Origin of the sequence: Blautia hominis (assembly GCA_002270465.1) — a bacterium.
Taxonomy (GTDB): domain Bacteria; phylum Bacillota; class Clostridia; order Lachnospirales; family Lachnospiraceae; genus Blautia; species Blautia hominis.
In genome coordinates this window covers 437,104-459,494 of record NQOF01000003.1, presented here as the reverse complement: position 1 = coordinate 459,494, position 22,391 = coordinate 437,104, and the positions used below count along the sequence as shown (strand labels likewise).

The following is a 22,391-nucleotide window of genomic DNA, read 5'->3' as shown; positions in this document are numbered from 1 at the left end:
TGCCTTTATATTCTTTATATTGCATTTTTCATGTTCCTCTCTATATGAAATCCATATCCTTAAAGAAATGCACCGTTGCAGACCTGGAGCACCTGCCCCCGTACGGCTTTCCCCATCTTGCTGGCCAGGTACAGGCAGGCATATGCCTGATCCATGGCATCACACTCCGGTCCCGGAAAATAGACATAATGACCACTGTATTTCAGCATCTCATTTCCTCCTGGCTGTTCACCCGCCTTATTGGCAAGATGGGCCGGTGTGATGGTTGCTCCCGGTGCAACGGCATTACATCGGATGTTGGTATCGACAAGCCGCATTGCCACGTTCTTAGTCAGTGTTTCAGCGCGCCTTTTGTGGATGTATAGGTTGCCCCGCAGAAAGGTCTTTCTCCATTTACAGATGAAATATTGATGATTACGCCTTCGTTCTTCGGCATGAATATTTTCAATGCCTCCCGAATGTAACGCATGGGACCTCCTAAATTTGTATCCATCACATATCGCATCCATTCGTCATCGGTCTCGTCGATCATCTTCTGCTCACCAATGCCCGCATTATTAATTAAGATATCCAGGTCGCCAAATGTTTCCACTGTCTCCTTCATCACCCTCCCAGTATCTTCCGTTGAACAGGTATCCGCAACAATACCAATGGCCTTTTGACCCTTCTTACAGATTCCCTCCACAACCTGATCCAGTTTTTCTTTTCCTCTGGCAGTAAGCACAACACTGGCCCCTTCCTCTGCGAAGAGCTCCGCCATTGTCCGACCCATTCCATAACTTGCTCCTGTAATGATTGCAACTTTTCCTTCTAACAACTTTGCATCCATAGTTCCTATCTCCTTTTCTACAGTCTCTCACCAAATTTTCTTAATTCATTTAACTTTTCTTCTGATTTGTTCTGCTTACCATAAGCCGTGTAGATTCCCATATCCTCCAGCTTTAAATAATCCAGAAATGAGTTCTGATACTCATAGATGGCACCGCCAAATACGCCGTCACTTCCGGAACTTAAAATCAAAGCTGCTTTCTTCAGATGTTTTGGTTTATCTAACGCATAAATGCGATTGATGGCGCATTGAAGCTGTCCTGTGAAACTATGATAATAGACCGGGGATGCCAGCACGATCATCTCTGCCTCCTCCAGAACCGGATAGATCTCCTTCATATCATCCTGCCGGATGCATCTTCCGTTTCCTTTTGTATGGCAGTATTCACAGGCAAGGCATCCTGCTATATTTTTGCTGCATACAGCCACAACGGTAATGTCATGCCCGTTTTTCTCTGCCCCTTCCACAAAAGCATTCACCATGGCAGCTGTATTCCCATTGGGGCGGGGACTTCCATTGAATACTAAGATTTTCATATGCTCTCACGCCTCCCTTATACTTCTTTTCCGGTCTGGTAGGCCTTTTCCAATGCCGGATGCTTTTCAATCTCTCCCGCTTGATCGACTCCGCCTGCGAACACAGTGCCGGCAAGACGTGCCTTTTCAAAGCAGGAGATCCATCCTTTCACTCCGGTAAGCGCTCCCTCTATCGCATTCCCACCCTCGTCTGCCGCTGTGGCAAGCAGATAAATATCCCGGAACCGGTAATCCGCAAAGTATAATGGATTCGCGCGGTCAAGCACGGTCTTCATCTGTCCGCTCATCTCGTAATAATAGATTGGGGTGGCAAATACAAGCACATCTGCAGCCAGCATTTTGCCGGCGATGTCATTCCCGTCATCCCCAATGACACACCTCCCTGTATGCTGACAGGCAAGGCAGCCCCGACAAAAGTCAATCCTCTTATCCCGTATACTTATTTTCTCTACATGATGTCCTGCCGCCTTTGCCCCACCAATAAATGAGTCTGCTAAAAACTCTGAATTACTCCTCTTACGAAGACTAAACGAAATAACCAAAATATTTTTTCCCATATCTGCCTCTCTCTTTCTTTATTTCTGCGGACAGCGAGCCAAAGTCAAGCTCATTTGACCTTGGCAGCTGCCGCGAGAGTAACATATCCTGCAGCCTGTTACCGGATATGTTCCTTGTTAATCCGGTACACCAGGTAATCCAGACAGTATATCTTTTTTTCTTCCTTGTGCACGGTGTTTAAAAGTTGTTTTCTGTGTGCTTCCAACAATGCAAGCTGCTTTTCTTTCTGTTCTTTGTCAAAACATAATAGAAAATCTTCAATAAATTCCCAGGTGCACCCTGCATCCTTCAGATTCTGGACAACGGCCTCTCTTTTTTCTAAATTTATCATTTACTTCACTGCTTCCTTCTGTATTTGCTTTTATGCACATGTTGTTATTTGATGTTCTATCTTAGTGGTTTCATCGGTCCTGATTTCACCTTTTGCATCCTTGTCATCCATAATGATGTTCTCCATATCCGGAATGGATTGTACCGGCACAAAGGCTAACCACTGATAACTGCCGGACTTGGACTTGCTTCCAGATTTTAAAATATAACTTTTTTTCTTTAATGTTAGTATAATATTGCAGACACAAAATAACAAATACTTATAATTAATGATCATGTATAGTTGAAACCTATTCTATGACATACTAACCCATATTTATACCCATGCGGGCATCTCGTGACATATACTCCTAAGGAACGGACACTGCGCGATAAGGTATACTTATTGAATCCACTCTCAGACATTCATCCAAGTTACTGTCTGCAATCAGGTCACACAGTTTCTCCTGATGCCTTACTGTTACTGCTTCTATCGCATAATATCGGTTCATACAATCCCTTTTTTCCACTAAAAAAGCAGAAGAGTCCTTCCTGATTCAGAAAGGTACTCTTCTGCTCTTGATTTTTATATTATATTTTTTTAGGATAAAAACCTTTTATTCCAGGAAAAGCATCTTTTAGTTCAGCGCTCAATGTTGAGTATATTTTGCTGCCCCACTTTGACTCAACATCTCTTTGAACGATGTCTTTTCCAATATCCCAATAGAGAAGTAACAATTCAGTATTTACACGTACAGCAGCTTTTAGCTGACTCTGTTTTATTCTCTGTTTTATATCTTAGAGCCAATCTTTAAAATATGAGTCATTAAATATCTTTATATCTTTTGACAAGCTTTTCACCTCTATTCCATTTCAAACTAATCACATATAAATTAGATAATATTACATTATATGACAAACTTCGACACGTTTCTTTCCTTCAGCTCACGTCAAGGGTGGGACTTCCAGCTCTGCCAGAACAGCCACCAACTCCTGTCTCTTTCTATCCGAAGCCTTCTTCTGTTCAATAAACGTCTCCCTTGTAATGTTCCCGGCCTTATAGCTATCATAATCAGAAACCTTTCCGCTTTCCAGCTTTTTCATTTCTGCCTTCAAGCTCCCGGCATCCATATCCGGCCTTCCTGCCCGTTTCTTCCCCTTCGCTGTCAGTACCTGCTCTGCAGCGTATAGCGGTCAATCTCCGATAACAGGGCAAGCCCCATCTCCGCCGCATACACTGTGCCGATTTCAATCTCCGTGCTGCCGCAGCATTGGCTGGTGATGTAGCCGGAGCCTTTAACAATGTCCCCATTCCCAAACTCATACACTGCCCCGTCTTTTGTGGTAATCCTGCCTGTCCAATAAAAACTCCGGGTGTTCTCCTGCACCGCTGTTAAAAAGACTTCACTGACCGGATACATAAAAACACCCCTTTCATCCTTATTTTCCACATCAAAAAAGCGCCCTGCATATACGGCACAAAGCGCTTTTTCCAACATTCCTTTACAGCATCTTATTCAGTTTTTTATCAAAACTCGCAATCTAATCACCCAGCACCCTGTACCGTGCAATCAGGATACAATCCACAAAATCAAGGGATGTTTCTGAAAACAGGGACAATGCCTCACAGACAGCCTCCTGATTCTCCACTGTCACTTCATCCAAAAACTCTATCAAAGTCCTGCCAATCGCATCCCGTTCAATTTTGTACACACCTTTCAGAACATAAACTACTTCCGCAATAATCTCCGGCAGGGTGAAAGCGCCATCCTCTATAATCCGTCTGGCTTCCTCTGACATTTGCGGATGGTCTCCCAGAAGATATCTCAAGATGACATTCGCATCAATCAGTTTTCTTATGCTTTCCTACCATTGCCCTTTCGTATGCGCCGTCCTCCTCTGCCACCAGCTTCGTATTTGCATATCCGGAAAGACGCCCATAGGTGTTTTTCCGGTTTGCCGTCACAGCAAACGGCATCCCGTTTTCCTGAACGCTCTGCTTTGCAAATATGCGTACCGCCTCTGCAAAAGATGTCCCCATATCCCGGTACAATGCTTCTGCCTTCTCTTTCAAATCAGCATCCATACGAACTTGTAATGTTGCTTCCTTCGCCATAATACCGCCTCCTTTTCTGTAATACAATCGTATTACATATTTTCTCTTTTGTCAATATGATATGCTCTTTTCAGAATTTTATTAAAATTCTTTCAAAGTAAACGATACCTTCCACAGTCCCTTATAGGAAGTGTCCTTCACCAGCCCCGCCTTGTAACCTTCCATATATGAAGACAACTCCTTCGTCCAAAGGACTCTTCCTGCAGTTGATTTCATTAAACTGCTCATCCAGCATATCCCTGAAAAGAATTTCAAGATGACCCGGTGCTATGGGCTTTATGCCAGACACCGGGAGATCGACAAGCAGCTTCACAAAGCTGTCCAAAGATCAAAACACCGGATAATCCTTGATCTTAATACCTGGCGCAATCGTTTTCTGCTCACCATGGGTTATGACCCTCTGCAATGTCTAAACTGCAAAAAAGAAATGCTCTTTCTTGAGCTGTATCATAAACACGAACGGGTTTCTCTGGAGGAATTATACAAAAGGACAATGATAAAGCATGGTCTTTATCCCCGCTCCCGGTCTGCTTGACTTCTCTTCCCATCTGTTCCATACTGTATTTATTACAGATTGGAGGACGATACAAGTGGAGCAAAAATTTATAGACGAACTCAGGCAAAAATATATCAAAGATCCACCAGAAGGAAAAGGTTTCTCCGATAGGAGAACTTTCCTTTAATATAAAATAATAGACAATCGCCAATAAATGATGGTTGTCTACATTCAAAGGACCGGAAACCAATTCCGGCCCTTTAAGGTTTTTGTATTGTACAGTTTCCCCCATAACTAAAACAGACAATCGGATTCTTTCACTTCCATCAATTCCCCTGTCTCGGTATTCATTACAAAACCAAAGATACCCACCTCCTCCGGAACCAGAGGATGTTCTTTTAATAATGAAACGGTATCCCGTACGGCTTCCTCCACTTCCTGAATTCCGGAAAGCCACTCATTCAGATCAAATCCTTCACTGCCTGATCTCTCTAGGCTCTCTATTTTAATTTTACGTTTACGCATTTTTTCAATCATTTGGATACTGTCCATCTTTTCCACGCCGCAGTCTGTATGTCCGATCACCATGATCTTCGTAACTCCTAATTCAAAGATAGCCACCAGCAGGCTTTTCACCTCACTCCCATAGGCATCCCTCGTTACGCCGCCCGCATTTCTGATGATCTTGGCATCACCGTTTTCCAGTCCCAACGCCGCGGGCAGAAGTTCTGTCAGTCTTGTATCCATGCAGGTCAGAATCGCAAGTTTCTTTTTAGGGTATTTCTCGGTTTGGTACCTCTCATATCTTCTTTCCTGCACAAATCTGCGGTTATACATTACTATTTCATCCATCGCTTCCGGCTCTGAAGCTCTCTTCTGTAAACGCATTTCTCTTTCCCCCTCCGTTTTCTGAGACTGCCTGCTGCCATATGCAAAATACCCGGTTATAGATATGCCCCATGCCACATACGCACAGGACAGTACCTAAACCGACAGCACCGCCCATCAGGAACCCCAGCACAGTACAGCACAGATCCACAGATATCTTTGCATACTTCATAGAAATTCCGGCTTTGTCTTTCAACACTTCCAGGAGTATATCCGCACAATTTGGTCCCAAATCCTGGAATACCACAGTCGAAAATCCTGCCCCTGCCAAAAACATTCCTGCCAAAAATAGAAGATACCCTGACACCGTATAGGGTTCTACTGTAAAAGGTGAAACGAGTCCTACGAATGTATTCAGAGATACGGCAAAACTCAGCATTGACAGAAATGTCCCCCATTTCAGGTACTTCCTGTTTAATAAGGTACATACCACCAGGATCAGCATATTGACCACAAAAGATGCGGTCCCCATCTCCAGACCAATGATCTTATGCACTCCATCATAAAGGGCACTGACAGGATCAACACCCATCCCGGCCTTCGTACATAAAGCTACGCCTAATCCCGCCGCCAGATTTCCGAATAACAGCCGGACTGTCCTTATACTTTTACACATCTGCTTTCTCCGCCAGTCTAAGCGCAGCTTCCAGCATTACAGTAAAGCTTGTTCTTCTCTCATCTGCTCCCATAGCTTCCCCCCGCAGAGGAAGATCTGATATTGTAAGCATGGTAAGAGCCTTTTTCCCTAATCTGACCGCATTACAGTAGAGCGCAAGAGACTCCATCTCTACACACAGTACGTTCATTTTCTTCCACTTCGCAACAGCATCTTTTTCATCTGTATAAAATAGATCCGAAGTCAGGATCACGCCTGTCTGATAAGACACACCCCTCTCCTCCATAATCTCTGAGGCCAGTTTCACCAGACCAAAATCCGCAACCGGCGTATATGTACCCGGAAGATCATACTGGGATACATAAGCGGAATCTGTACACAGGCCCATACCGATGACAACATCTCCCATGGAAAGACTGTCCGAGATAGCGCCTGCGGAACCAACCCGGATGATCGTATCCACATCATAGTCTCTGTACAGCTCCATGGAATAGATTCCCATGCTCGGGACTCCCATCCCACTTGACTGTACCGAGATCCGCTTTCCTTTGTAGCTTCCTGTATAACCAAGCATATTCCTGACCGTATTGTAACATACAGCTTCCTCCAGATATGTCTCAGCGATCAACTTTGCCCTGAGCGGATCCCCGGGCATCAGAACGATCTTTGCAATATCCCCTGTTTGTGCTTCATTATGTGGTGTAGACATTCTAATTCACTCCAATCCTTTTGATTCCCAGCCAATCCTCTACTTCCGTCCTAAAGCTGTGTAACACGCTCAGGCAGACTCTTCCTTCCACTGCCAAACCTCCTTTATCACACTCTCTTTTCTTCCTTTTTCTGCAAATGATGTTTCCATTGCCTGAATCATCAGCTTTTTCGCCTCTTCGACTGAAAGGCCAAAATGGGCGTCTATAAACTGAAGCTCCATTCTTTACGCCTCACAGATTTCCACTGTATAATTTACATCCGGCTCCATATGATACTTCTGCCTGAAATCCGCCTGGTTGCTGCCGATCGTAACAAAAGAAGCAAGATTATTGAATAAGACATCCTCACCTTTTCCCACATAACCAAATGACCGCTCATAAGGGATCAGCCCGTCAAACACCTTTTTATCATCTGTTCCAATGGTCACATGCAGTTTTTCACCTATTTTAAAACCTGCTTTGACAAAATTACTGTTTAAAACAGAAAGTTCTGCACTGCCGAAAGGATCATAACTCTGTATCACTGCTCTCACATATTTTTCACGTACTTCCGCTGTCTGGATCTTATGAAGTACGATCTCCTCTGTCGGATATTCTTTTCCAACCTCCTCAAAAGTGATCTTGCCGGAAGCTAGTTTTGCTGCACAGTAGGCGAATAAATCCCTGCCATGGAATGTATGTACTTCTTTTGTCTCCTGATAACGGTTCTTCTCCTCGTCGATTTCCCGGATCGCTTCCACCCCGATCATGGCATTGAGATATGTCAGTGTTCCATTGTCAGGAGTCACTACATAACTTCCATTTTTCAACTTTGCCACAGATGCACGGCGGCTCGTTCCTACTCCCGGATCTACCACAGAGACAAATACCGTTCCCGCCGGCCAGTAAGGCACCGTATACTGAAGACAGTACGATGCCGCTTCGATATCAAAAGCCGGCAGTAAATGTGTAATATCACATGTGATCAGCTCACCGTCCACAAGCTTACACATTCCATGCATACAAGCTACAAGCCCTGAGTTCACTCCAAAATCTGACTGCATTACAATTGTCGGTTTCATAATTCATTTCCTCCTCTTATCTGTTTTCCTGGTTTCCTAACACTTTTTCATTTTCATTATCCACTCCGGTCCGACCTGGATACCATATTGATCACTCATATTTCTGCTGTTGACCGCAATCTGGATTTGGAGTGTCTCGCTTACCATCAAAAGCGGCTCTCCCACAGCAACTGCACCAAAAGACGGCTGGAACGGCACTTTCTGTGAGTATACAGGAGCATCCTGTCCTTTCTTTAAGATCTGTACATCCATCCAGTCTCCATATCCGATCCCTTCTTCTTCAAAAACTTCTGCCGGAATATTAGAACAGATCAGTCCAAAATGATAGTCCGCTGTGTCGATCATTCCTGAGATACAGCCATCCTCTACCTTATATGGTATGATCTCATGCTCAACGATCTCTTCTACCGGATAAGCTTCTCCTACTTCTTCATATGTGATCACGCCTGATGCAAGTCTTGCTGCACAATATGCGAATAAATCTCTTCCATGAAAAATATTACATTTCTCTGTTTTCTTGAGGCGGTTGACATTCTCATCGATCACACGAACCTCATCGATCCCAAAATATTTTTTCACGTGGGTAAGACTGCCGTTATCCGGTGTCACTACATAACTTCCGTTGCTAAGCTTTGCCACACAGGCACGACGGCTTGTCCCTACACCCGGGTCAACTACAGATACAAATACCGTACCGGCCGGCCAGAAATCTATGACGAAGCTCAAAGAAGTGGAAGCCTGATAGGTGTCAAAACTTTTAATTTCATGCGTGCTGTCAAACACTCTTAATTCGGGGTCTACCATCATGCATACCCCCTGCATGGTACATACGGAAATATCCTTTGTGAAATCTGTCTGCATTACGATTGCCGGTTTATTTGTTGTCATTATTTTTTCCTCCTGAAATTTATATGATCTTATTGTAACGATTCAGTAGGTCTGCGCATTCACTGCGCTGACCGTAAGAAAGCATTCCGCAGCCAAACAAAAACCCCATCGCCAAAGGCGATTCTGCATGGATTTTTGCCTGTAACTGTGAAGGTACTGAACAGTTACATCTTATTTTTTAACTACCAGTGACTCAAATCCTTCTGTTGTATATTCCTCGCCTACACGTTTCTTTTCCAGTGCCAGCCTCAGGGCATTCATCTTCTTATCCTGCAGAGGGGTAAGTGCAATGACAAGTCCAGCCGCCAGTACACAGATACCGGGCAATATGGTAAACATAGATTCGATCATGCCAAGCGCCCCGTTGTTTTGTGCTGCAAGGGATGCATCGAATCCACTTTTCTGAAGCAGGAATCCCTGGACTGCCGCTGCTACTGCTCCACCAAGTTTCAGCAGAAATGAGTAGTAAGACATAATGATCCCATCTCTTTTTTTCCCTCTGTTAAACTCATCGTAATCCACTACATCATAGAGAAAATTAAACACGCACATCCAATATGCACAGGTTCCCACTCCTACTAATACAACATAGAAACAGCCCAGTGTAATATTAGGGATTCCCGTGAATTTTGTAAGGATCATTACCAGTCCGCTGAAAACCATACAGATAACGAACACTTTACTCTTACTGAATACGGCAACCGATTTTGTTATAAAAGGAATGAACAGGATGGAAACTATATTCATAGCTGTAAACATCAGTGATGCCTGCGTTTCCCCCAATCCCATATTATAAGTAACGTAATACAAAAGGCTGGAATTAAATAAGGTAAGGTAAATATTTGTGAGCAGTGCACAGACGATCACAAGCACATAAGGTTTCATTTTCATAAGGCTGATCACGTTGGAAAAGAAGCCTTTCAGGTTCATTTTCTCTGCATCTGCCACTTCGTCTGTCCGTTCTTTTCCTCTTGTACATCTCCACATCAGCAGTATGGTACTGACTGATATCACCGCTGATATGATCCCTGCCATAGACCATGATCTTGCATTATCAAAACCATTCTCCATCAATTTGCCTACAATGAATGTAGGTACCGAGCTGGCACAAAAGATCCCCACATATCCAAGGACTTCACGAAAAGCTGCAACTCTTACACGTTCACTGTCTACATCTGATAAAACCGAACCAAATGAATAATAAGGAATATTGAACGCTGTATATGCTGTCCAGAATATCAGTACCAATATCAGATAGTATATGTTTTTCTGAGTCTGTGGAAAATCCACCTTCAGAAACATCAGCACCAGTGAAGCTCCAAGCGGTATTAAGGATTTCAGCATCCATGGACGTCTCTTCCCATATTTGCTTTTTGAATTATCCACCAGATAACCGATGATCGGATCTGTTACCGCATCCCACGCTATGGCCACCGAAATGATCGTTCCTGCCACTACCGGGCTTACCCCGGCAACAGTGATCATAAAAAACGAAAAAAACGACAGTACAAAATTATACGATGTAGAATCTCCAATTGAACCAACGGTATAACCCAGAATATCTTTTGTTTTTAGTTTTTTCTCTCCCATTTTTTCCCCCTGTTATATAAGCTGGGCCACGCCCCACCTGCCATAAATCTTAAATCCAAGTTCTGAAAAGATTGTATAGGGATTATTCTCCGGAGCAAACATGCAGGGGATCTTTCCCTGGCTATGTATCTCCCTGCACAACGTACGGATAATATCCTTTGCATACCCTCTTCCCCGGTATCCTTCACCTACACAGATTCCGCCCAGCATACAAGTCAGTTCTGCCGACGCAGCGCTGTTTCCATGAGCCACAATCCTGCCCTGTTTTTCTATGATGGCATGAACCCCTTCCATATTGCTGATCCTGTTTTCGATCATCTTCTTCTCAGAATACAGATTCTTCATTTCCGGAAAACCCATCAGGAACTCATATATCCGTCCTACATCATCCAGATCTGCAAACCTCACTTTGTTATCAGCAGGTTCCTGTCTTTCTGTCTCCTCATGGATATACAGATTATTATACGTCATTCGCTGCCGCCTACCAACCCGATTTGCTACATTTTGGACTACTTCTGCATTTCCCATGATCGTAGTGATCTTGTCGTCAGCAAGTCTGCTGACTGCCTCATGATCAAGTTCCTGATCCTCTCCTGCCACAATAAGATTGTAAAAATATTTCAGAAACACTCCAATGCATCTTCCCTCTTCTTCCTGCATGTAAATTGTCTGAAAATCTTTATCAAACCCATACTTGTCAAGATCGGAAATCAAAAACGTGTGATACACAGGCTTCTCATTCAAAAACTCTTTGAGTCTTTCCCTGTCCTCTTCCCCGCATTTCCTTAACATGACACTCTCCTTTCATCTTGTTCAACATGTTGAACTTGTTCAAATACTATCACTAAATATATTATATGTCAATAAACATACAACAAATAATTATTTTTTATCAAATATGCATAATTTCATTTTCTGTTTCTTGTGTAATATATCCAAACCCTTCCAGCTTGCTCAACATGTTCATACCGTATCTCTTTCAATTGTCAAAACGCTGTTTTTATGCTAAAATAAACTTGTTTATCAACCAAGGGAGGATAACTTATGAAAACTAAATTACAGAATGAGAACATGCCCACCTATCTGGGTGTTTACAATTCCTTATATTCCGATATCATAGAAGGCATATATCCGCCAAATGAACATCTGCCCGGAGAAACCGCATTGTCTGAAAAATATGGGGTCAGCCGCAATACGCTCCGCCAGGCCCTCGCAATTCTCTGTGAGGATGGAATGATCATTAAATCTCAGGGTAAAGGGACAATTGTAGCCCCCAAAAGCAGCAAAGCTTCTGCAGAGCAGACTACAACGCCCCTACTATCCATGAACAAGCTGCCGGTGAACAGCACTGTCCTCTCTTACAATTACGGTGCCCCCACCGATATCGCCAGAGACAAGCTGAACCTTTCTGCAAGCGATATCGTACTGGCCTGTAACTGTATCTTCAAATCCGATGACACTGTTCTCGGATACTCTTTTACACAGGTTCCGGCTGCATTCTTTGACGAACTAAGCCTGGATACTTCCAGAGAGGAATCCATTAAAGAACTGATCCTTGAAACGCTCTTCAAGTTTACAAAAACACTGGACATGACCGTAAAACTGATCTACGCCAACGAAATAGAGATGGAGTTCCTGAACGTGCCGCTGCAGACCCCTCTTTTGCTCATTGAGGCAATACATCATAACAAAATGAAACTCCCCTTTGCCCGGAATAAATTCTATTTTCTTCCGGAATATTACCACATTAATTTTTTACTGAACAATTAAACGCAACCCCTTTGGAATGACAAAAAAATGCAGGACCTTTTTCAGGTAACCTGCATTTTTTCAACTCTTCAATTAATACCGCTCTTATACTTAACCTGCAAATATGATGGCAGCGGCATCCCCCGCAACCGGTGAAAGACCGACCCATATCTCTTTCCATTTCCACCTAATATCTTTCCGGAATCCGGATATGAGCCGCATTATTAAATTTATATTTTTCTACCATATACTTTTTTACACGGACTAACATATAACGGTAGCAGTCTGCTACACCCTCTGCAAAAGAGCTTACATTCCCTTCCTTTATTTGCTGAAATGCTTTCATGACTTGTCTATTGAGACGTGGAACGCTATGTTTTTTGGAAGGGTAATAAGTGAAATGATGTCCCCAATCCAGAAGGCGGCAGGTTTCAGATAATATAACAGATAGAGGGTCTAAAGTGGTATGTTTTAATATGGCCTCATATATATCTGCTATGTAAACAGAACCCGGAGAAGCCAATTTGTCTTCTAACCGGTCCAATTCTTCTTTCGTAAACCGCGGAGCTGCGGCCAGCGCAGCGGGATAAATGATCAACACCATTAACTGCAGGGCGTGAAGATAACGTAAGGCCTTTTCCGCGTATCCGGAGTTAAGCATCAGCTGATGGACCCCGGTATCATCCGGTTCTATAACAATAGTGCCTTTACCGTTTAATGTTTTTACAAAGCCTCTTTGTTCGAGTTCGGACAATGCTTTTCTGACCGTCGACAAAGAAACACCGTACCGGGCGGCAAGCTGCTTTTCATACGGAAGATACGTTCCAACCGCGTATTCTCCAAGGCCAATTTTCCGGTTCAAATCGTCAACGATCTTTGAATGGTAGTAATCCTGGCCACGCATCGGATTCCACGAAAATAACACGTTGGCCTGTTCTGTACATCCAGGCGTCACCTCTGATAAATAATGTAATGTGCTTTCAATGGAATCTGTAAGTCTTTGATACATCTCTGTTAATCGCCCGCATTTCACGGATGGATCCGTACCTTTCAATATCTCTATAATATCACCGGCCACAGATGGAGACCTCTGTAAAAAGTGCTGAGAGAAATAAGGACACTCTTCTGTAAAAAATGTAAGTTTATTATAAAGGCCAAAGGCAGAATAGAGTTCACTAAACAATGAATTTCCACCTACTCTCAATATATCGTATCCCAAATTAGAGGGCGGACGCCACCCACCGGCAGAAAGTCCCAAACGTGCTGCTTTCATGGCCTGCTTATAGTGCGGCATGATCTCTATATCACAGGCCTGTGAAGCAAAGACCTGAATGGATGGCATGATTAGAGCATAGGTCTGGTACACCTGCAGGATACTGTCTTTTTGTTTCAAGATCTCAGTTATGGTGTCCGAAGGATCAGGCGCATCTTGTCTCGAAACAACCCTGGGTGCAAGACGGGGCTGAATCTCGATCAACCCTTCTTGCCGCAATGCATCAAAGACATGGTTGATCGTATATCTGCTCACATGAAATTGGTCACAGAACGCCCTTGAAGATGGCAGGGAATTGCCGGGGAGTATCTGACCATCCAAAATACACTGTTTAATTTCCTTATATATAAATTCAAATTTTGTTTCCTGCGGTTTCATAATCTATCTCCTATCTGTCCGAATTATAACATGTTGAACCACTTTTGTCAGTATTAAAAGCGACAACCTATTTGCACACCTTACCAATATGCTTATTGCTAACCAATTATATGTTTAGTTATAATAAAGGCAGCGGCCGGCGCCAAAATGCTGTTGACACGGATGCTTAACTGGTAAGCAGTGTGATCAAAAAGCAAGTGGTGACACGTTTCCCGGGCAGGGAAACAGACGGCATGAAAAAGGAAGGAGATATGACTATGAATCTAAGAGACTGTAATATAGGTTTCGGCGGCGATTACGATGAAGTATTAGGCAGATTATGTGGAAGCACTCCGGGGAGGCGTAAGGTAAATGGGCAGAAGTAAACAAAAAAATCCTACAACCCGTTTTCTACTATACAGTTTTATTGGTCTTCTGCTCTTTAGCGTGGTTGTCTTCAGTCTTCTGGGCATTTATATGAATCGTAAGAGTAAAAATACCATTTACGAAGTTGGGGAAATCTACATGTCCGGCATGAATGAGCAAATGTCCAGGCATTTTGAAAATATCATCAAACTGCGATTTGATCAGGTAGACGGCATCATCTCCGTGGTTTCTACGGAGAACCACAATAAGGAAAGCCTATATGAGGAACTGGTTTACAGAGCGCAGGTCAGAGGTTTTGGCTATCTAGCGCTCTGCTCTGATGAGGGGGAGTTTGAGACTCTCTGCGGAGAACCAATACAGCCAATTAATCCGCCGCCTTTCGTGGAAGCATTAAAACAGGGAGCGCAAAGAGTTGCCGTAGGCGTTGACGCAGATGGAAATGATGTGGTATTGTTTGGCGTCCGGGCTGCTTATCCTATGCAGAATGGTGAGAAATGCCTGGGTCTGATCGCTGCTGTTCCTCTGGATTATATCACGGATCTTCTTTCCTTAGAGGACGAGGGACAGCTGACCTATTACTATATCATCCGGCCTGATGGCACTTTTGTGATCCGCAATCCCAATAACGAGTTATGGGCTTACTTTGAACAACTGCAAACGCAGCATGATTCCCCTGCAGACGACTCCTCTTTAGAGAATTCTCTTGCGGAGTTTGACGCAGCATTAAGATCCGATAAAAAGTATACTACGATACTGAAAATAAATGGAGAAGACCGGCAGATTTACGGTACACCTCTCCCTTGTTCCGAGTGGTATCTGGTAGGGGTAATGCCTTACGGTATACTGGACCAGACCATAAACAGCCTGAGCGCTCAGCGCATGTATATTACACTGCTGGCCTGTGCCTCTGTATTGATCCTTCTGACCTTGATCTTTCTTCGGTATTTTTCCATGACCCGTGTGCAGCTCCAGGAACTGGAAAAGACCCGTCAGCTGGCTATCGAGGCAAATAAAGCGAAAAGTGAATTTTTAGCTAATATGAGTCATGATATCCGCACACCAATGAATGCCATCGTGGGTATGACCGCCATAGCCACCGCCCACATAGAAGACCGGGAACAGGTGCGGAACTGCCTGAGAAAGATCACGCTGTCAAGTAAACATCTGTTAGGACTGATCAATGATGTTCTGGATATGTCTAAAATTGAAAGTGGTAAATTATCTTTAACGATAGAACAGATTTCTTTAAAGGAAGTTGTTGAAGGGATCGTCAACATTATGCAGCCCCAGGTGAAGGCAAAAAAGCAAAATTTTGAAATACATGTAGATAATATTCTGACGGAAAATGTGTGGTGCGATGGTGTACGTTTGAATCAGGTTTTACTGAACCTGTTATCCAATGCCACAAAATATACACCGGAAGGAGGTTCCATACGATTATCCCTGTTTGAGGAAAAATCTCCAAGAGGAGACAACTATGTGCGCATTCATATTCGTGTCAAAGATAACGGAATTGGCATGACACCGGAATTTTTGAAAAGGATATATGACTCCTACAGCCGTGCTGACGGAACCAGAATACATAAGACTGAGGGAGCCGGTTTGGGAATGTCGATCACGAAATACATTGTGGACGCAATGGAAGGAACCATTGATGTACAGAGTGAACCGAATAAAGGTACAGAATTCCATTTTACTGCGGACTTTGAAAAAGCTGCCACAACGGAAGTGGATATGGTCCTCCCCCCATGGAATATGCTGGTGGTTGATGATGACGAATTATTATGCCAAACCGCAGCAAATGCGCTTAAATCCATTGGAATAAAGGCCGAATGGACACTGAGCGGCGAGAATGCCATAAAACTGGTGGTGCAGCACCACCAAATGAGAGACGACTATCAGATCATTTTATTAGACTGGAAGCTGCCCGGCATGAATGGTATTCAGGCTGCAAAAGAAATCCGACGTAATTTAGGGGACGATATACCCATCCTGCTGATCTCCGCATACGATTGGAGTGAATTTGAAACTGAGGCCAGGGAAGCCGGGATCAGTGGTTTTATTTCCAAACCGTTGTTTAAATCCACTCTATTTTATAGTTTGCGTCAATATATGGGCAGTGAAGAATCCCATGATCGGATATCGGATCAGAATCTTGACATGACCGGACGCCGTATCCTGCTTGCCGAGGATAATGAACTGAACTGGGAGGTGGCAAAGGAATTGTTGGCCGCTCTGGGTATCGAACTGGATTGGGCAGAAGATGGCCAGATCTGTCTGGAGATGTTTCGGAAATCACCTGAGGGATATTATGATGCTATTTTAATGGATATACGAATGCCGCATATGACAGGATACGAGGCTGCAAAAGCGATCCGGGGACTGGATCATCCGGATGCGTTATCTATTCCCATCCTTGCCATGAGTGCGGATGCTTTTTCTGATGACATACGTCAATGCTTGGAGTGCGGTATGAATGCCCATATTGCAAAGCCTATTGATGTCAAAGAACTGACCCGCTTATTGAAAAGGTATTTATTATAGATTTATGAACCTAAAGGAGACCGTTTCCGGCTTTGTGTAAATGCGAAGCTTGAAACGGTCTCTAAAAATTTAAATCCCCAAAATTTTATGGGCAGATAATACATACAAAAAAGTGCTTGCAATCCATTTTTAAAGGGCTTATCCTCAATTTAAGGATATATCCGTTAAAAATATCAAGGAGAAAACAAACCATGTTTGAAGAAAAGATCAGAGGACTGGAGCAAAAAATCAACTGCGAATATGGCAATATCGCAGGTATGGTTGTCCTCAAAAATAATGAGACACTGTACGAGAATTACTTTAATGGATATACCCCCACGGATACCTTCCATGTATTCTCAGTGACAAAAAGTATCGTATCTATATTGATCGGCATTGCGATCGATAAGGGATATATCAAGAATGTTGACCAGAAAGTATTGGATTTCTTCCCCGACTACACAATCAAGAAGGGAGAGAAAACGATCCAGACGATCACCATCAAGCACCTGCTGACCATGACAGCTCCTTATAAATTCAGGTGGACGCCATACGCAAAGGTGTTTTCCAGCAAAGACTGGGTAAAAGCTACTCTGGATTTATTGGGCGGAAAGAAGCCTGCCGGGGAGTTCAGGTACATGGAAGAAATAGGACCGGATATACTGACCGGTATCCTTACAAGGGCAACCGGACGCCCGGTGCTTGATTTCGCACAGGAATTCCTATTCTCCCCTCTTGGGATCACTGTCCCATCTAATATTATTTTATACACATCAAAGCTTCATGTTGCATTTGTCAAAAAAAACAATGCCAGCGGCTGGGTGGCCGATGAAAGCGGGACCAACACGGCCGGCTGGGGGCTGACATTGACCGCCATGGACATGGCAAAGATCGGACAATTGTATTTAAAGGAAGGGAAATGGAATGGCAGGCAGATCGTATCTTCTGCGTGGGTACGTGAGAGTACCACGGAACACAGCCGATGGAAAAAAGAGGATCTACCCTACGGATACTTGTGGTGGACAAAGATCGTAAATGGGTACGCTGCCATGGGGAACAGTGGAAATGTGATTTATGTGAATCCATCGAAAAAAGTCGTGGTATCTGTTGCTGCGCTTTTTCAGCCTGCAGCGAAAGATATAATAGAATTTATTAATAAAGAAATTGAAACAATAGTGTGACGGAAACAATAGTGTGACACGGAGGTATCTCCGGCAAGGACAGCCGCGGCTGACAACAGCAGGCGAAGAACATTCGTCTTGCCGTTGACTGACGCGGCTGTTTTTACTGTCTTCTTGAAATAACAGAGTCAATCAAACCGTATTTGAGTGCTTCCTCCGCACTCATAAAGTTATCCCTATCGGTATCTCTTTCTATTTCTTCGATCGTGTGTCCTGTATTTTCAGCTAATATTCTGTTTAATCTTTGTTTGTTCTTTTGCATATATTCAGACATGATTCTTATATCGCTGGCCGGTCCTTGAATACCATTCCCATGTATCGCCGGCTGATGTATCATTATTTCAGCATTGGGTAACGCCATACGTTTACCGGGTGTGCCTCCGGCTAACAAAAATGCGCCAAAGCTTGCAGCTAAACCGACACCTATGGTGGCAACATCACATTTTATATAGCTCATGGTGTCATAAATTGCAAAGCCGGAAGTTACAGAGCCTCCCGGACTGTTAATATATAACTGAATTTCTTTGTTTGGGTCCTGGGCTTCCAAAAAGAGCATTTGTGCCACGATCAAACCGGCAGAGGTATCACTAACCTCTTCCCCCAGAAAAATAATCCTGTCTGACAGCAAACGGGAGAAAATATCATAGCTTCGTTCTCCCCGGCTCGTCTGTTCCACTACATAAGGAATTGTACTCATGCTGCCATCTCCTTGATCTCACTAATAAACATAATATATTTTGTATTATAGAAATTCCCGCACAAGGAAATTCTGTTTTGCTTTGGAATAAAAGCCCCCATACTTCTATAGGTTTTAGGCGGATATAGGTATAGCTGCTTAAAAGCAAAGGAAAATGATTGCTGTGAATCATATCCGGCTTCATAAGCGATCTGTGTAATCGGCTCATTGGATTCCACTAATTTTTCTGCAGCGATCGTAAGCCTGCGGCTTTGCAGGTATTTATAGATGGTGATCCCCGTGCATTCGGAAAATATACGATTAAGATAAAATTTTGAATAACCAACACTTTTAGCAATTTTATCTACGTTAATTTCTTTCTCCATGTTGTCTTCCATATAATTTAGGACTTGTTTTACAATATCTTTTTGCCGTTCCATAGTTTTTTGCCTCCTTCTCGTCATTATAACAAGTTTGGATGTGGGTGTCTTAATAAAAAATGCCATTTTGTAATCAGTTTTGTCTCTGTAACATCCCTTTTCGCCATATCTGCTTTAATATCTTATACAGGAAATGAGTGTGTTAATCATATCCTTACCACTTCTTCCCATCCCTTAGACATTGCATAATCATATCCGTCAATTGACCTGAACAACATAAAAATCCGGCAGAACCTTAACATTTTGCCGGACTCTTATGACAGTCCCCACTTCAATACAAATAATGCCAAAGCAGGGACTTATTTTCTAAAACTCTGTTATTTTTTCTGACGCATATTGAAGTATCCCGGATGCATCACTGCTGTCTGATACGCCGTCTCCGTTTACATCAGCAGCCTTATGCTGTTCCTCTGTAAGTTCCTTATATTCTGCTGCATACTGAAGCACTTCCGCTGTATCTGCCGTATCCACGGTTCCATCCAGGTTCACATCACCTTTGAGGCGGGCTTTCAGAATTTCTTCCACCAACGCTTTTACAGCTGCACCCACTGACGATGCATCTGCTGTCTGATCCTCATAGATCTGTTGGGATTTCTCTGTCGTTTCCGCAAGACCTGCGATGGTGTCTGCCACATAATCTGCCGGATTTTTCAGGATTTCATTGGCTTTGTCCAGTGCATTTTTCAATTCAGATTTATCTGCTTTTCTCACCAAAGCAGTCATGGCTGCTGCCAGATCCTCATATGCCTGTTCTGCCTCCTCCAGTGCAGCCTGAGGATTCGCTGCTGCGTCCTTTGCTGCTGCCAGTGCTGTCTCCAGTGCCTTTATACTGATATCAGTATACTTATCTCTATTATTGAGCAGTTCCTCTGCTTTCCGAATCAGGATATCAAGTCTGCTATCTCTATCTTCAATCAGCAGACAATTCACTGCAGACATCAGCCTTGTTGCCGCCCCATTGACGGTTGTCTGGTCCGCACCTTCAAAAGTATATACACTCTCCGCATATGCCAGAGCATCTCTTACTGTCTGTATGCTTTCCGATGTGTATTGTTCCGGTGCCCCGCTGTCTGCCAGTATTGCTTTGGCTCCGTCAATCACGGCTTTTAAACCTACCCGCTGTACATTACTCTCCAGCAGATTACACACAGTCATCAGTTTCAGGAATGCATCATCCACCTCTTGCTGGGCTGCATCCGGATCTTCCAGCAGTGCCCTGGCCTCGTCAAGGGCTGACTGTACTTCCATCCAGGATGCCTCTGTATAGCACTGGCTCTCTGTCTGTTCCTGCTCCAGTTTCTCCGCCATACCAACTGCCAGTTTTAGAGCATCATCCTGCACTGCAGCCCCCTCTTTATAATTTATGACCAGTCTTGTTCCATAACCTTCACCGGCTTCTTTACTTCCAAATTGAAGGCAATTTCCTGCTTCCGTCTCATTTAACGCAAAGCTTATGTACTGTTCTTCCGGATAGTTTTCTTTAAATTCTCTGACCAGCTTTGTCACATCAGCCTGTACAGTCTTTGCGCCATCGTTGACTGCAAATTCTTCAGATACAACAGAAGTATTTTCAAGGTCAGAAGCATCATAATGCAGCTTAGGAAAATTCAAACCTGCAAGATCCTCCTCCTGTGTGTCCTCTTCTATACCTGTCCCTTCTATCCACTCAGGATCAGCCAGGACAATACGCACACGATCCGTTTCTGCGTCTCCCGCCTTTTTCCCCAGATAATTCAAAGAAAGATAAGCACTTTCCACTTCTCTTTCCGTATCCGGCAGATCATATTTTAAGAATCCAATCTTACAGTCATACTCCCAATCCGGCCACCACCAGCCTGAGCTGCCGGATTCCCCTATTCCCTCAACACCGGATTGTCTCTGTATCTGAAGGTATGTCCTGCCTCCGTAATTATTATATCTTTCACTTTGCCATGTCTGGGCTGTGGTATCACTTTCCGGAAGAGTACCGGCATATCGGCTGTCAACGAATTCTTTTAATGCTGCTCCGTCAAAAGGAGTGACAATAATCTTACTTCCATTCTGATCATCAGCCCTGTCCTCCACCTTCTCCACATTTATAACCGATAGCAGCATGGCTTTTAATTCACCATTTTCAATATATACATTCGGCCGTTCCAGCTTTGTCCAGTTATTTTCGGTACCGTCCTCATAGCTCAAAAAATTTTCATACGATGTATAGGCTGCCCCTTCATGCAATGTCCAATTCGTAAGGCCGTCAAAAGAGGTCATATAATATGCCTGTTTTGCATTCCACTTATTTACCAGGCAGTGATACAGCCCATCTGAGTACCACATCACCGGATCTTCCATATCATCCTCTGTGGTGTCCAATCCCGGAAGATTCCACCACAATCCGTTACTTTCCACATGCCAGGGGCCATTTACAGAATCTGCGGTGGCAATGTCTCCATTTCTGCTGACTGCCTGATATCTTCCGTCCGGTCTTACGAAGATACTGATATTGGTCATGGTAAAACTCCCATCACAGTCCATCTGCTCAAAATGGGTCCATTCGCCCCCGTTCTCCAACGTCTTGGAGAGATGTATGGTGCCCTGTACCTCCCAGGGGTCACCCAAAACAATGCCATATCGGTAGCCCTCCTCATAAAGCGGGTCATTTCCGCTCAATACAAAAGGATATACATTATGCCCTGCCCCTTCATAATAATCGGGCCAAAGCATCCCCTGGTCTTCATAAGGTCCGTATAAATTGTCACTGACAGCATATATGGCCTCCGAACGTTTCCATCCCGGATACCCGTTTTCTCCTTCATGACCGCCACGCTGATCCCACCGGCTGGCAAACATATAATACTTACCTGATTCTTCATCCCTGATTATGCCTCCATCCCAATAGGAATAATCAGACATATCATCGTCCTCCAGGCCATTGTACTGGTCGCGGGGACCTACTTCCTCTGCGCCCCAGCAATCGGCAGAAAGACCACTTGGATCCATAACAGGCATGGGCAGGAAGCAATCCATAAACTGTGAAATTTCAGACTGCCCCTCCACGGCAAAATCGGTATCTTCTGCCCGCACATGCATAACCGGAAAGCCGGATGATATAGTCAATGCACCTGTCAGTGCAAATGCAGCAGCCCTTCTAAATAGTTTCCCCATTTTTCCATCTTCTCCTAAACTTTCTAATTTTTTTCTATAATATCACATCTCCTTTCGATACCTT

23 protein-coding genes and 3 pseudogenes are annotated in these 22,391 nt (G+C 43.8%); 5 read left to right on the top strand and 21 right to left on the bottom strand.

What is annotated here, in order from left to right:
* Positions 1 to 59: 59 nt before the first annotated feature.
* The 9 genes and pseudogenes from CI595_RS27140 to CI595_RS12600 all read right to left on the bottom strand — a co-directional run bounded on the left by CI595_RS27140 (position 60) and on the right by CI595_RS12600 (position 4,348).
* A pseudogene (locus CI595_RS27140) lies at positions 60 to 760 on the bottom strand (SDR family NAD(P)-dependent oxidoreductase).
* Positions 761 to 846: 86 nt separating this feature from the next.
* Complete coding sequence (locus tag CI595_RS12640; protein WP_095173622.1) at positions 847 to 1,365, bottom strand: flavodoxin family protein; 519 nt, start codon at positions 1,363 to 1,365, stop codon at positions 847 to 849.
* 17 nt (positions 1,366 to 1,382) lie between these two features.
* Positions 1,383 to 1,922: a flavodoxin family protein gene (locus tag CI595_RS12635; protein WP_095173621.1), complete on the bottom strand. Its 540-nt coding sequence runs from the start codon at positions 1,920 to 1,922 to the stop codon at positions 1,383 to 1,385.
* Positions 1,923 to 2,020: 98 nt separating this feature from the next.
* Positions 2,021 to 2,254 carry a hypothetical protein gene (locus CI595_RS12630; RefSeq protein WP_095173620.1) on the bottom strand — a complete coding sequence of 78 codons (234 nt, stop codon included), beginning with the start codon at positions 2,252 to 2,254 and terminating at the stop codon, positions 2,021 to 2,023.
* A gap of 569 nt (positions 2,255 to 2,823) precedes the next feature.
* Positions 2,824 to 3,027 carry a DUF1016 N-terminal domain-containing protein gene (locus CI595_RS27350; RefSeq protein WP_095173618.1) on the bottom strand — a complete coding sequence of 68 codons (204 nt, stop codon included), beginning with the start codon at positions 3,025 to 3,027 and terminating at the stop codon, positions 2,824 to 2,826.
* Positions 3,028 to 3,177: 150 nt separating this feature from the next.
* On the bottom strand, positions 3,178 to 3,363 hold the full coding sequence (locus CI595_RS12615) for a hypothetical protein (protein ID WP_095173617.1): 186 nt from the start codon (positions 3,361 to 3,363) through the stop codon (positions 3,178 to 3,180).
* Between the two features lie 47 nt (positions 3,364 to 3,410).
* A pseudogene (locus CI595_RS12610) lies at positions 3,411 to 3,653 on the bottom strand (hypothetical protein); the annotation flags it as partial.
* Between the two features lie 121 nt (positions 3,654 to 3,774).
* Positions 3,775 to 4,032 carry a PIN domain-containing protein gene (locus tag CI595_RS12605; RefSeq protein ID WP_243135160.1) on the bottom strand — a complete coding sequence of 86 codons (258 nt, stop codon included), beginning with the start codon at positions 4,030 to 4,032 and terminating at the stop codon, positions 3,775 to 3,777.
* A 43-nt stretch (positions 4,033 to 4,075) separates the two neighbouring features.
* On the bottom strand, positions 4,076 to 4,348 hold the full coding sequence (locus tag CI595_RS12600; RefSeq protein WP_095173615.1) for a type II toxin-antitoxin system RelB/DinJ family antitoxin: 273 nt from the start codon (positions 4,346 to 4,348) through the stop codon (positions 4,076 to 4,078).
* Between the two features lie 166 nt (positions 4,349 to 4,514).
* On the opposite strand from CI595_RS12600, the pseudogene CI595_RS27480 reads away from it, so the two are divergent.
* Positions 4,515 to 4,883 (top strand): annotated as a pseudogene (locus CI595_RS27480) (transposase); the annotation flags it as partial.
* 255 nt (positions 4,884 to 5,138) lie between these two features.
* Here the strand turns inward: CI595_RS27480 and CI595_RS12590 are convergent.
* From CI595_RS12590 to CI595_RS12560, 8 genes are all read right to left on the bottom strand, one after another.
* Complete coding sequence (locus CI595_RS12590; RefSeq protein WP_243135158.1) at positions 5,139 to 5,732, bottom strand: beta-class carbonic anhydrase; 594 nt, start codon at positions 5,730 to 5,732, stop codon at positions 5,139 to 5,141.
* Entirely contained in the window at positions 5,689 to 6,348 is a 660-nt protein-coding gene (locus CI595_RS12585) for a YczE/YyaS/YitT family protein (protein ID WP_095173613.1), read from the bottom strand. Before CI595_RS12585 ends, CI595_RS12590 begins: the two co-directional genes overlap by 44 nt.
* Entirely contained in the window at positions 6,341 to 7,057 is a 717-nt protein-coding gene (gene deoD / locus CI595_RS12580) for a purine-nucleoside phosphorylase (RefSeq protein ID WP_095173612.1), read from the bottom strand. Before deoD ends, CI595_RS12585 begins: the two co-directional genes overlap by 8 nt.
* A 69-nt stretch (positions 7,058 to 7,126) precedes the next feature.
* Positions 7,127 to 7,279, bottom strand: a complete 153-nt coding sequence (locus tag CI595_RS26075) for a hypothetical protein (RefSeq protein ID WP_156087471.1) — start codon at positions 7,277 to 7,279, stop codon at positions 7,127 to 7,129.
* Between the two features lie 3 nt (positions 7,280 to 7,282).
* Complete coding sequence (locus CI595_RS12575) at positions 7,283 to 8,119, bottom strand: SAM hydrolase/SAM-dependent halogenase family protein (RefSeq protein ID WP_095173611.1); 837 nt, start codon at positions 8,117 to 8,119, stop codon at positions 7,283 to 7,285.
* A gap of 36 nt (positions 8,120 to 8,155) precedes the next feature.
* On the bottom strand, positions 8,156 to 9,007 hold the full coding sequence (locus tag CI595_RS12570) for an SAM hydrolase/SAM-dependent halogenase family protein (protein ID WP_095173610.1): 852 nt from the start codon (positions 9,005 to 9,007) through the stop codon (positions 8,156 to 8,158).
* 171 nt (positions 9,008 to 9,178) lie between these two features.
* Positions 9,179 to 10,597 carry an MFS transporter gene (locus tag CI595_RS12565; RefSeq protein WP_095173609.1) on the bottom strand — a complete coding sequence of 473 codons (1,419 nt, stop codon included), beginning with the start codon at positions 10,595 to 10,597 and terminating at the stop codon, positions 9,179 to 9,181.
* 12 nt (positions 10,598 to 10,609) lie between these two features.
* A complete protein-coding gene (locus tag CI595_RS12560; protein WP_095173608.1) occupies positions 10,610 to 11,389 on the bottom strand; it encodes a GNAT family N-acetyltransferase in 780 nt (259 codons plus the stop codon).
* Between the two features lie 252 nt (positions 11,390 to 11,641).
* Between CI595_RS12560 and CI595_RS12555 the strand changes: the two genes are divergently transcribed.
* Positions 11,642 to 12,367, top strand: coding sequence for a GntR family transcriptional regulator (locus tag CI595_RS12555; protein WP_095173607.1), 726 nt, complete (start codon positions 11,642 to 11,644; stop codon positions 12,365 to 12,367).
* A 166-nt stretch (positions 12,368 to 12,533) separates the two neighbouring features.
* Here CI595_RS12555 and CI595_RS12550 read toward each other — a convergent pair whose 3' ends face one another.
* The gene (locus CI595_RS12550; protein ID WP_095173606.1) at positions 12,534 to 13,997 is read right to left on the bottom strand and encodes a GntR family transcriptional regulator; all 1,464 of its coding nucleotides are present in this window, start codon (positions 13,995 to 13,997) and stop codon (positions 12,534 to 12,536) included.
* Positions 13,998 to 14,179: 182 nt separating this feature from the next.
* Here CI595_RS12550 and CI595_RS26070 point away from each other — a divergent pair, with 182 nt between their 5' ends.
* From CI595_RS26070 to CI595_RS12540, 3 genes are all read left to right on the top strand, one after another.
* Entirely contained in the window at positions 14,180 to 14,362 is a 183-nt protein-coding gene (locus CI595_RS26070; protein ID WP_147737716.1) for a hypothetical protein, read from the top strand.
* On the top strand, positions 14,349 to 16,907 hold the full coding sequence (locus CI595_RS12545) for a response regulator (RefSeq protein ID WP_095173605.1): 2,559 nt from the start codon (positions 14,349 to 14,351) through the stop codon (positions 16,905 to 16,907). The genes CI595_RS26070 and CI595_RS12545 overlap by 14 nt, the downstream gene beginning before the upstream one ends.
* Positions 16,908 to 17,098: 191 nt before the next feature.
* Entirely contained in the window at positions 17,099 to 18,067 is a 969-nt protein-coding gene (locus tag CI595_RS12540) for a serine hydrolase domain-containing protein (RefSeq protein WP_095173604.1), read from the top strand.
* A 103-nt stretch (positions 18,068 to 18,170) separates the two neighbouring features.
* Here the strand turns inward: CI595_RS12540 and CI595_RS12535 are convergent, their stop codons facing one another.
* The 3 genes from CI595_RS12535 to CI595_RS12525 all read right to left on the bottom strand — a co-directional run bounded on the left by CI595_RS12535 (position 18,171) and on the right by CI595_RS12525 (position 22,327).
* Entirely contained in the window at positions 18,171 to 18,764 is a 594-nt protein-coding gene (locus CI595_RS12535; protein WP_095173603.1) for an ATP-dependent Clp protease proteolytic subunit, read from the bottom strand.
* On the bottom strand, positions 18,761 to 19,183 hold the full coding sequence (locus tag CI595_RS12530) for a helix-turn-helix domain-containing protein (protein WP_095173602.1): 423 nt from the start codon (positions 19,181 to 19,183) through the stop codon (positions 18,761 to 18,763). The genes CI595_RS12535 and CI595_RS12530 overlap by 4 nt, the downstream gene beginning before the upstream one ends.
* A 306-nt stretch (positions 19,184 to 19,489) precedes the next feature.
* Positions 19,490 to 22,327 (bottom strand): dockerin type I domain-containing protein, encoded by a 2,838-nt coding sequence (locus tag CI595_RS12525; protein WP_095173601.1) that lies wholly within the window; start codon positions 22,325 to 22,327, stop codon positions 19,490 to 19,492.
* Positions 22,328 to 22,391 lie beyond the last annotated feature (64 nt).

Coding starts and splice junctions, on each gene's coding strand:
- CI595_RS12590 (WP_243135158.1), bottom strand. CDS start 5,732: ATGCGTTTACAGAAGAGAGCTTCAGAGCCGGAAGCGATGGATGAAATA.
- CI595_RS12530 (WP_095173602.1), bottom strand. CDS start 19,183: ATGGAACGGCAAAAAGATATTGTAAAACAAGTCCTAAATTATATGGAA.
- CI595_RS12555 (WP_095173607.1), top strand. CDS start 11,642: ATGAAAACTAAATTACAGAATGAGAACATGCCCACCTATCTGGGTGTT.
- CI595_RS12640 (WP_095173622.1), bottom strand. CDS start 1,365: ATGAAAATCTTAGTATTCAATGGAAGTCCCCGCCCCAATGGGAATACA.
- CI595_RS12535 (WP_095173603.1), bottom strand. CDS start 18,764: ATGAGTACAATTCCTTATGTAGTGGAACAGACGAGCCGGGGAGAACGA.
- CI595_RS12615 (WP_095173617.1), bottom strand. CDS start 3,363: ATGGATGCCGGGAGCTTGAAGGCAGAAATGAAAAAGCTGGAAAGCGGA.
- CI595_RS12540 (WP_095173604.1), top strand. CDS start 17,099: ATGTTTGAAGAAAAGATCAGAGGACTGGAGCAAAAAATCAACTGCGAA.
- CI595_RS12545 (WP_095173605.1), top strand. CDS start 14,349: ATGGGCAGAAGTAAACAAAAAAATCCTACAACCCGTTTTCTACTATAC.
- CI595_RS12585 (WP_095173613.1), bottom strand. CDS start 6,348: ATGTGTAAAAGTATAAGGACAGTCCGGCTGTTATTCGGAAATCTGGCG.
- CI595_RS12605 (WP_243135160.1), bottom strand. CDS start 4,032: ATGTCAGAGGAAGCCAGACGGATTATAGAGGATGGCGCTTTCACCCTG.
- CI595_RS26075 (WP_156087471.1), bottom strand. CDS start 7,279: ATGGAGCTTCAGTTTATAGACGCCCATTTTGGCCTTTCAGTCGAAGAG.
- CI595_RS12570 (WP_095173610.1), bottom strand. CDS start 9,007: ATGACAACAAATAAACCGGCAATCGTAATGCAGACAGATTTCACAAAG.
- deoD (WP_095173612.1), bottom strand. CDS start 7,057: ATGTCTACACCACATAATGAAGCACAAACAGGGGATATTGCAAAGATC.
- CI595_RS12565 (WP_095173609.1), bottom strand. CDS start 10,597: ATGGGAGAGAAAAAACTAAAAACAAAAGATATTCTGGGTTATACCGTT.
- CI595_RS12630 (WP_095173620.1), bottom strand. CDS start 2,254: ATGATAAATTTAGAAAAAAGAGAGGCCGTTGTCCAGAATCTGAAGGAT.
- CI595_RS12635 (WP_095173621.1), bottom strand. CDS start 1,922: ATGGGAAAAAATATTTTGGTTATTTCGTTTAGTCTTCGTAAGAGGAGT.
- CI595_RS12525 (WP_095173601.1), bottom strand. CDS start 22,327: ATGGGGAAACTATTTAGAAGGGCTGCTGCATTTGCACTGACAGGTGCA.
- CI595_RS12560 (WP_095173608.1), bottom strand. CDS start 11,389: ATGTTAAGGAAATGCGGGGAAGAGGACAGGGAAAGACTCAAAGAGTTT.
- CI595_RS12600 (WP_095173615.1), bottom strand. CDS start 4,348: ATGGCGAAGGAAGCAACATTACAAGTTCGTATGGATGCTGATTTGAAA.
- CI595_RS12575 (WP_095173611.1), bottom strand. CDS start 8,119: ATGAAACCGACAATTGTAATGCAGTCAGATTTTGGAGTGAACTCAGGG.
- CI595_RS12550 (WP_095173606.1), bottom strand. CDS start 13,997: ATGAAACCGCAGGAAACAAAATTTGAATTTATATATAAGGAAATTAAA.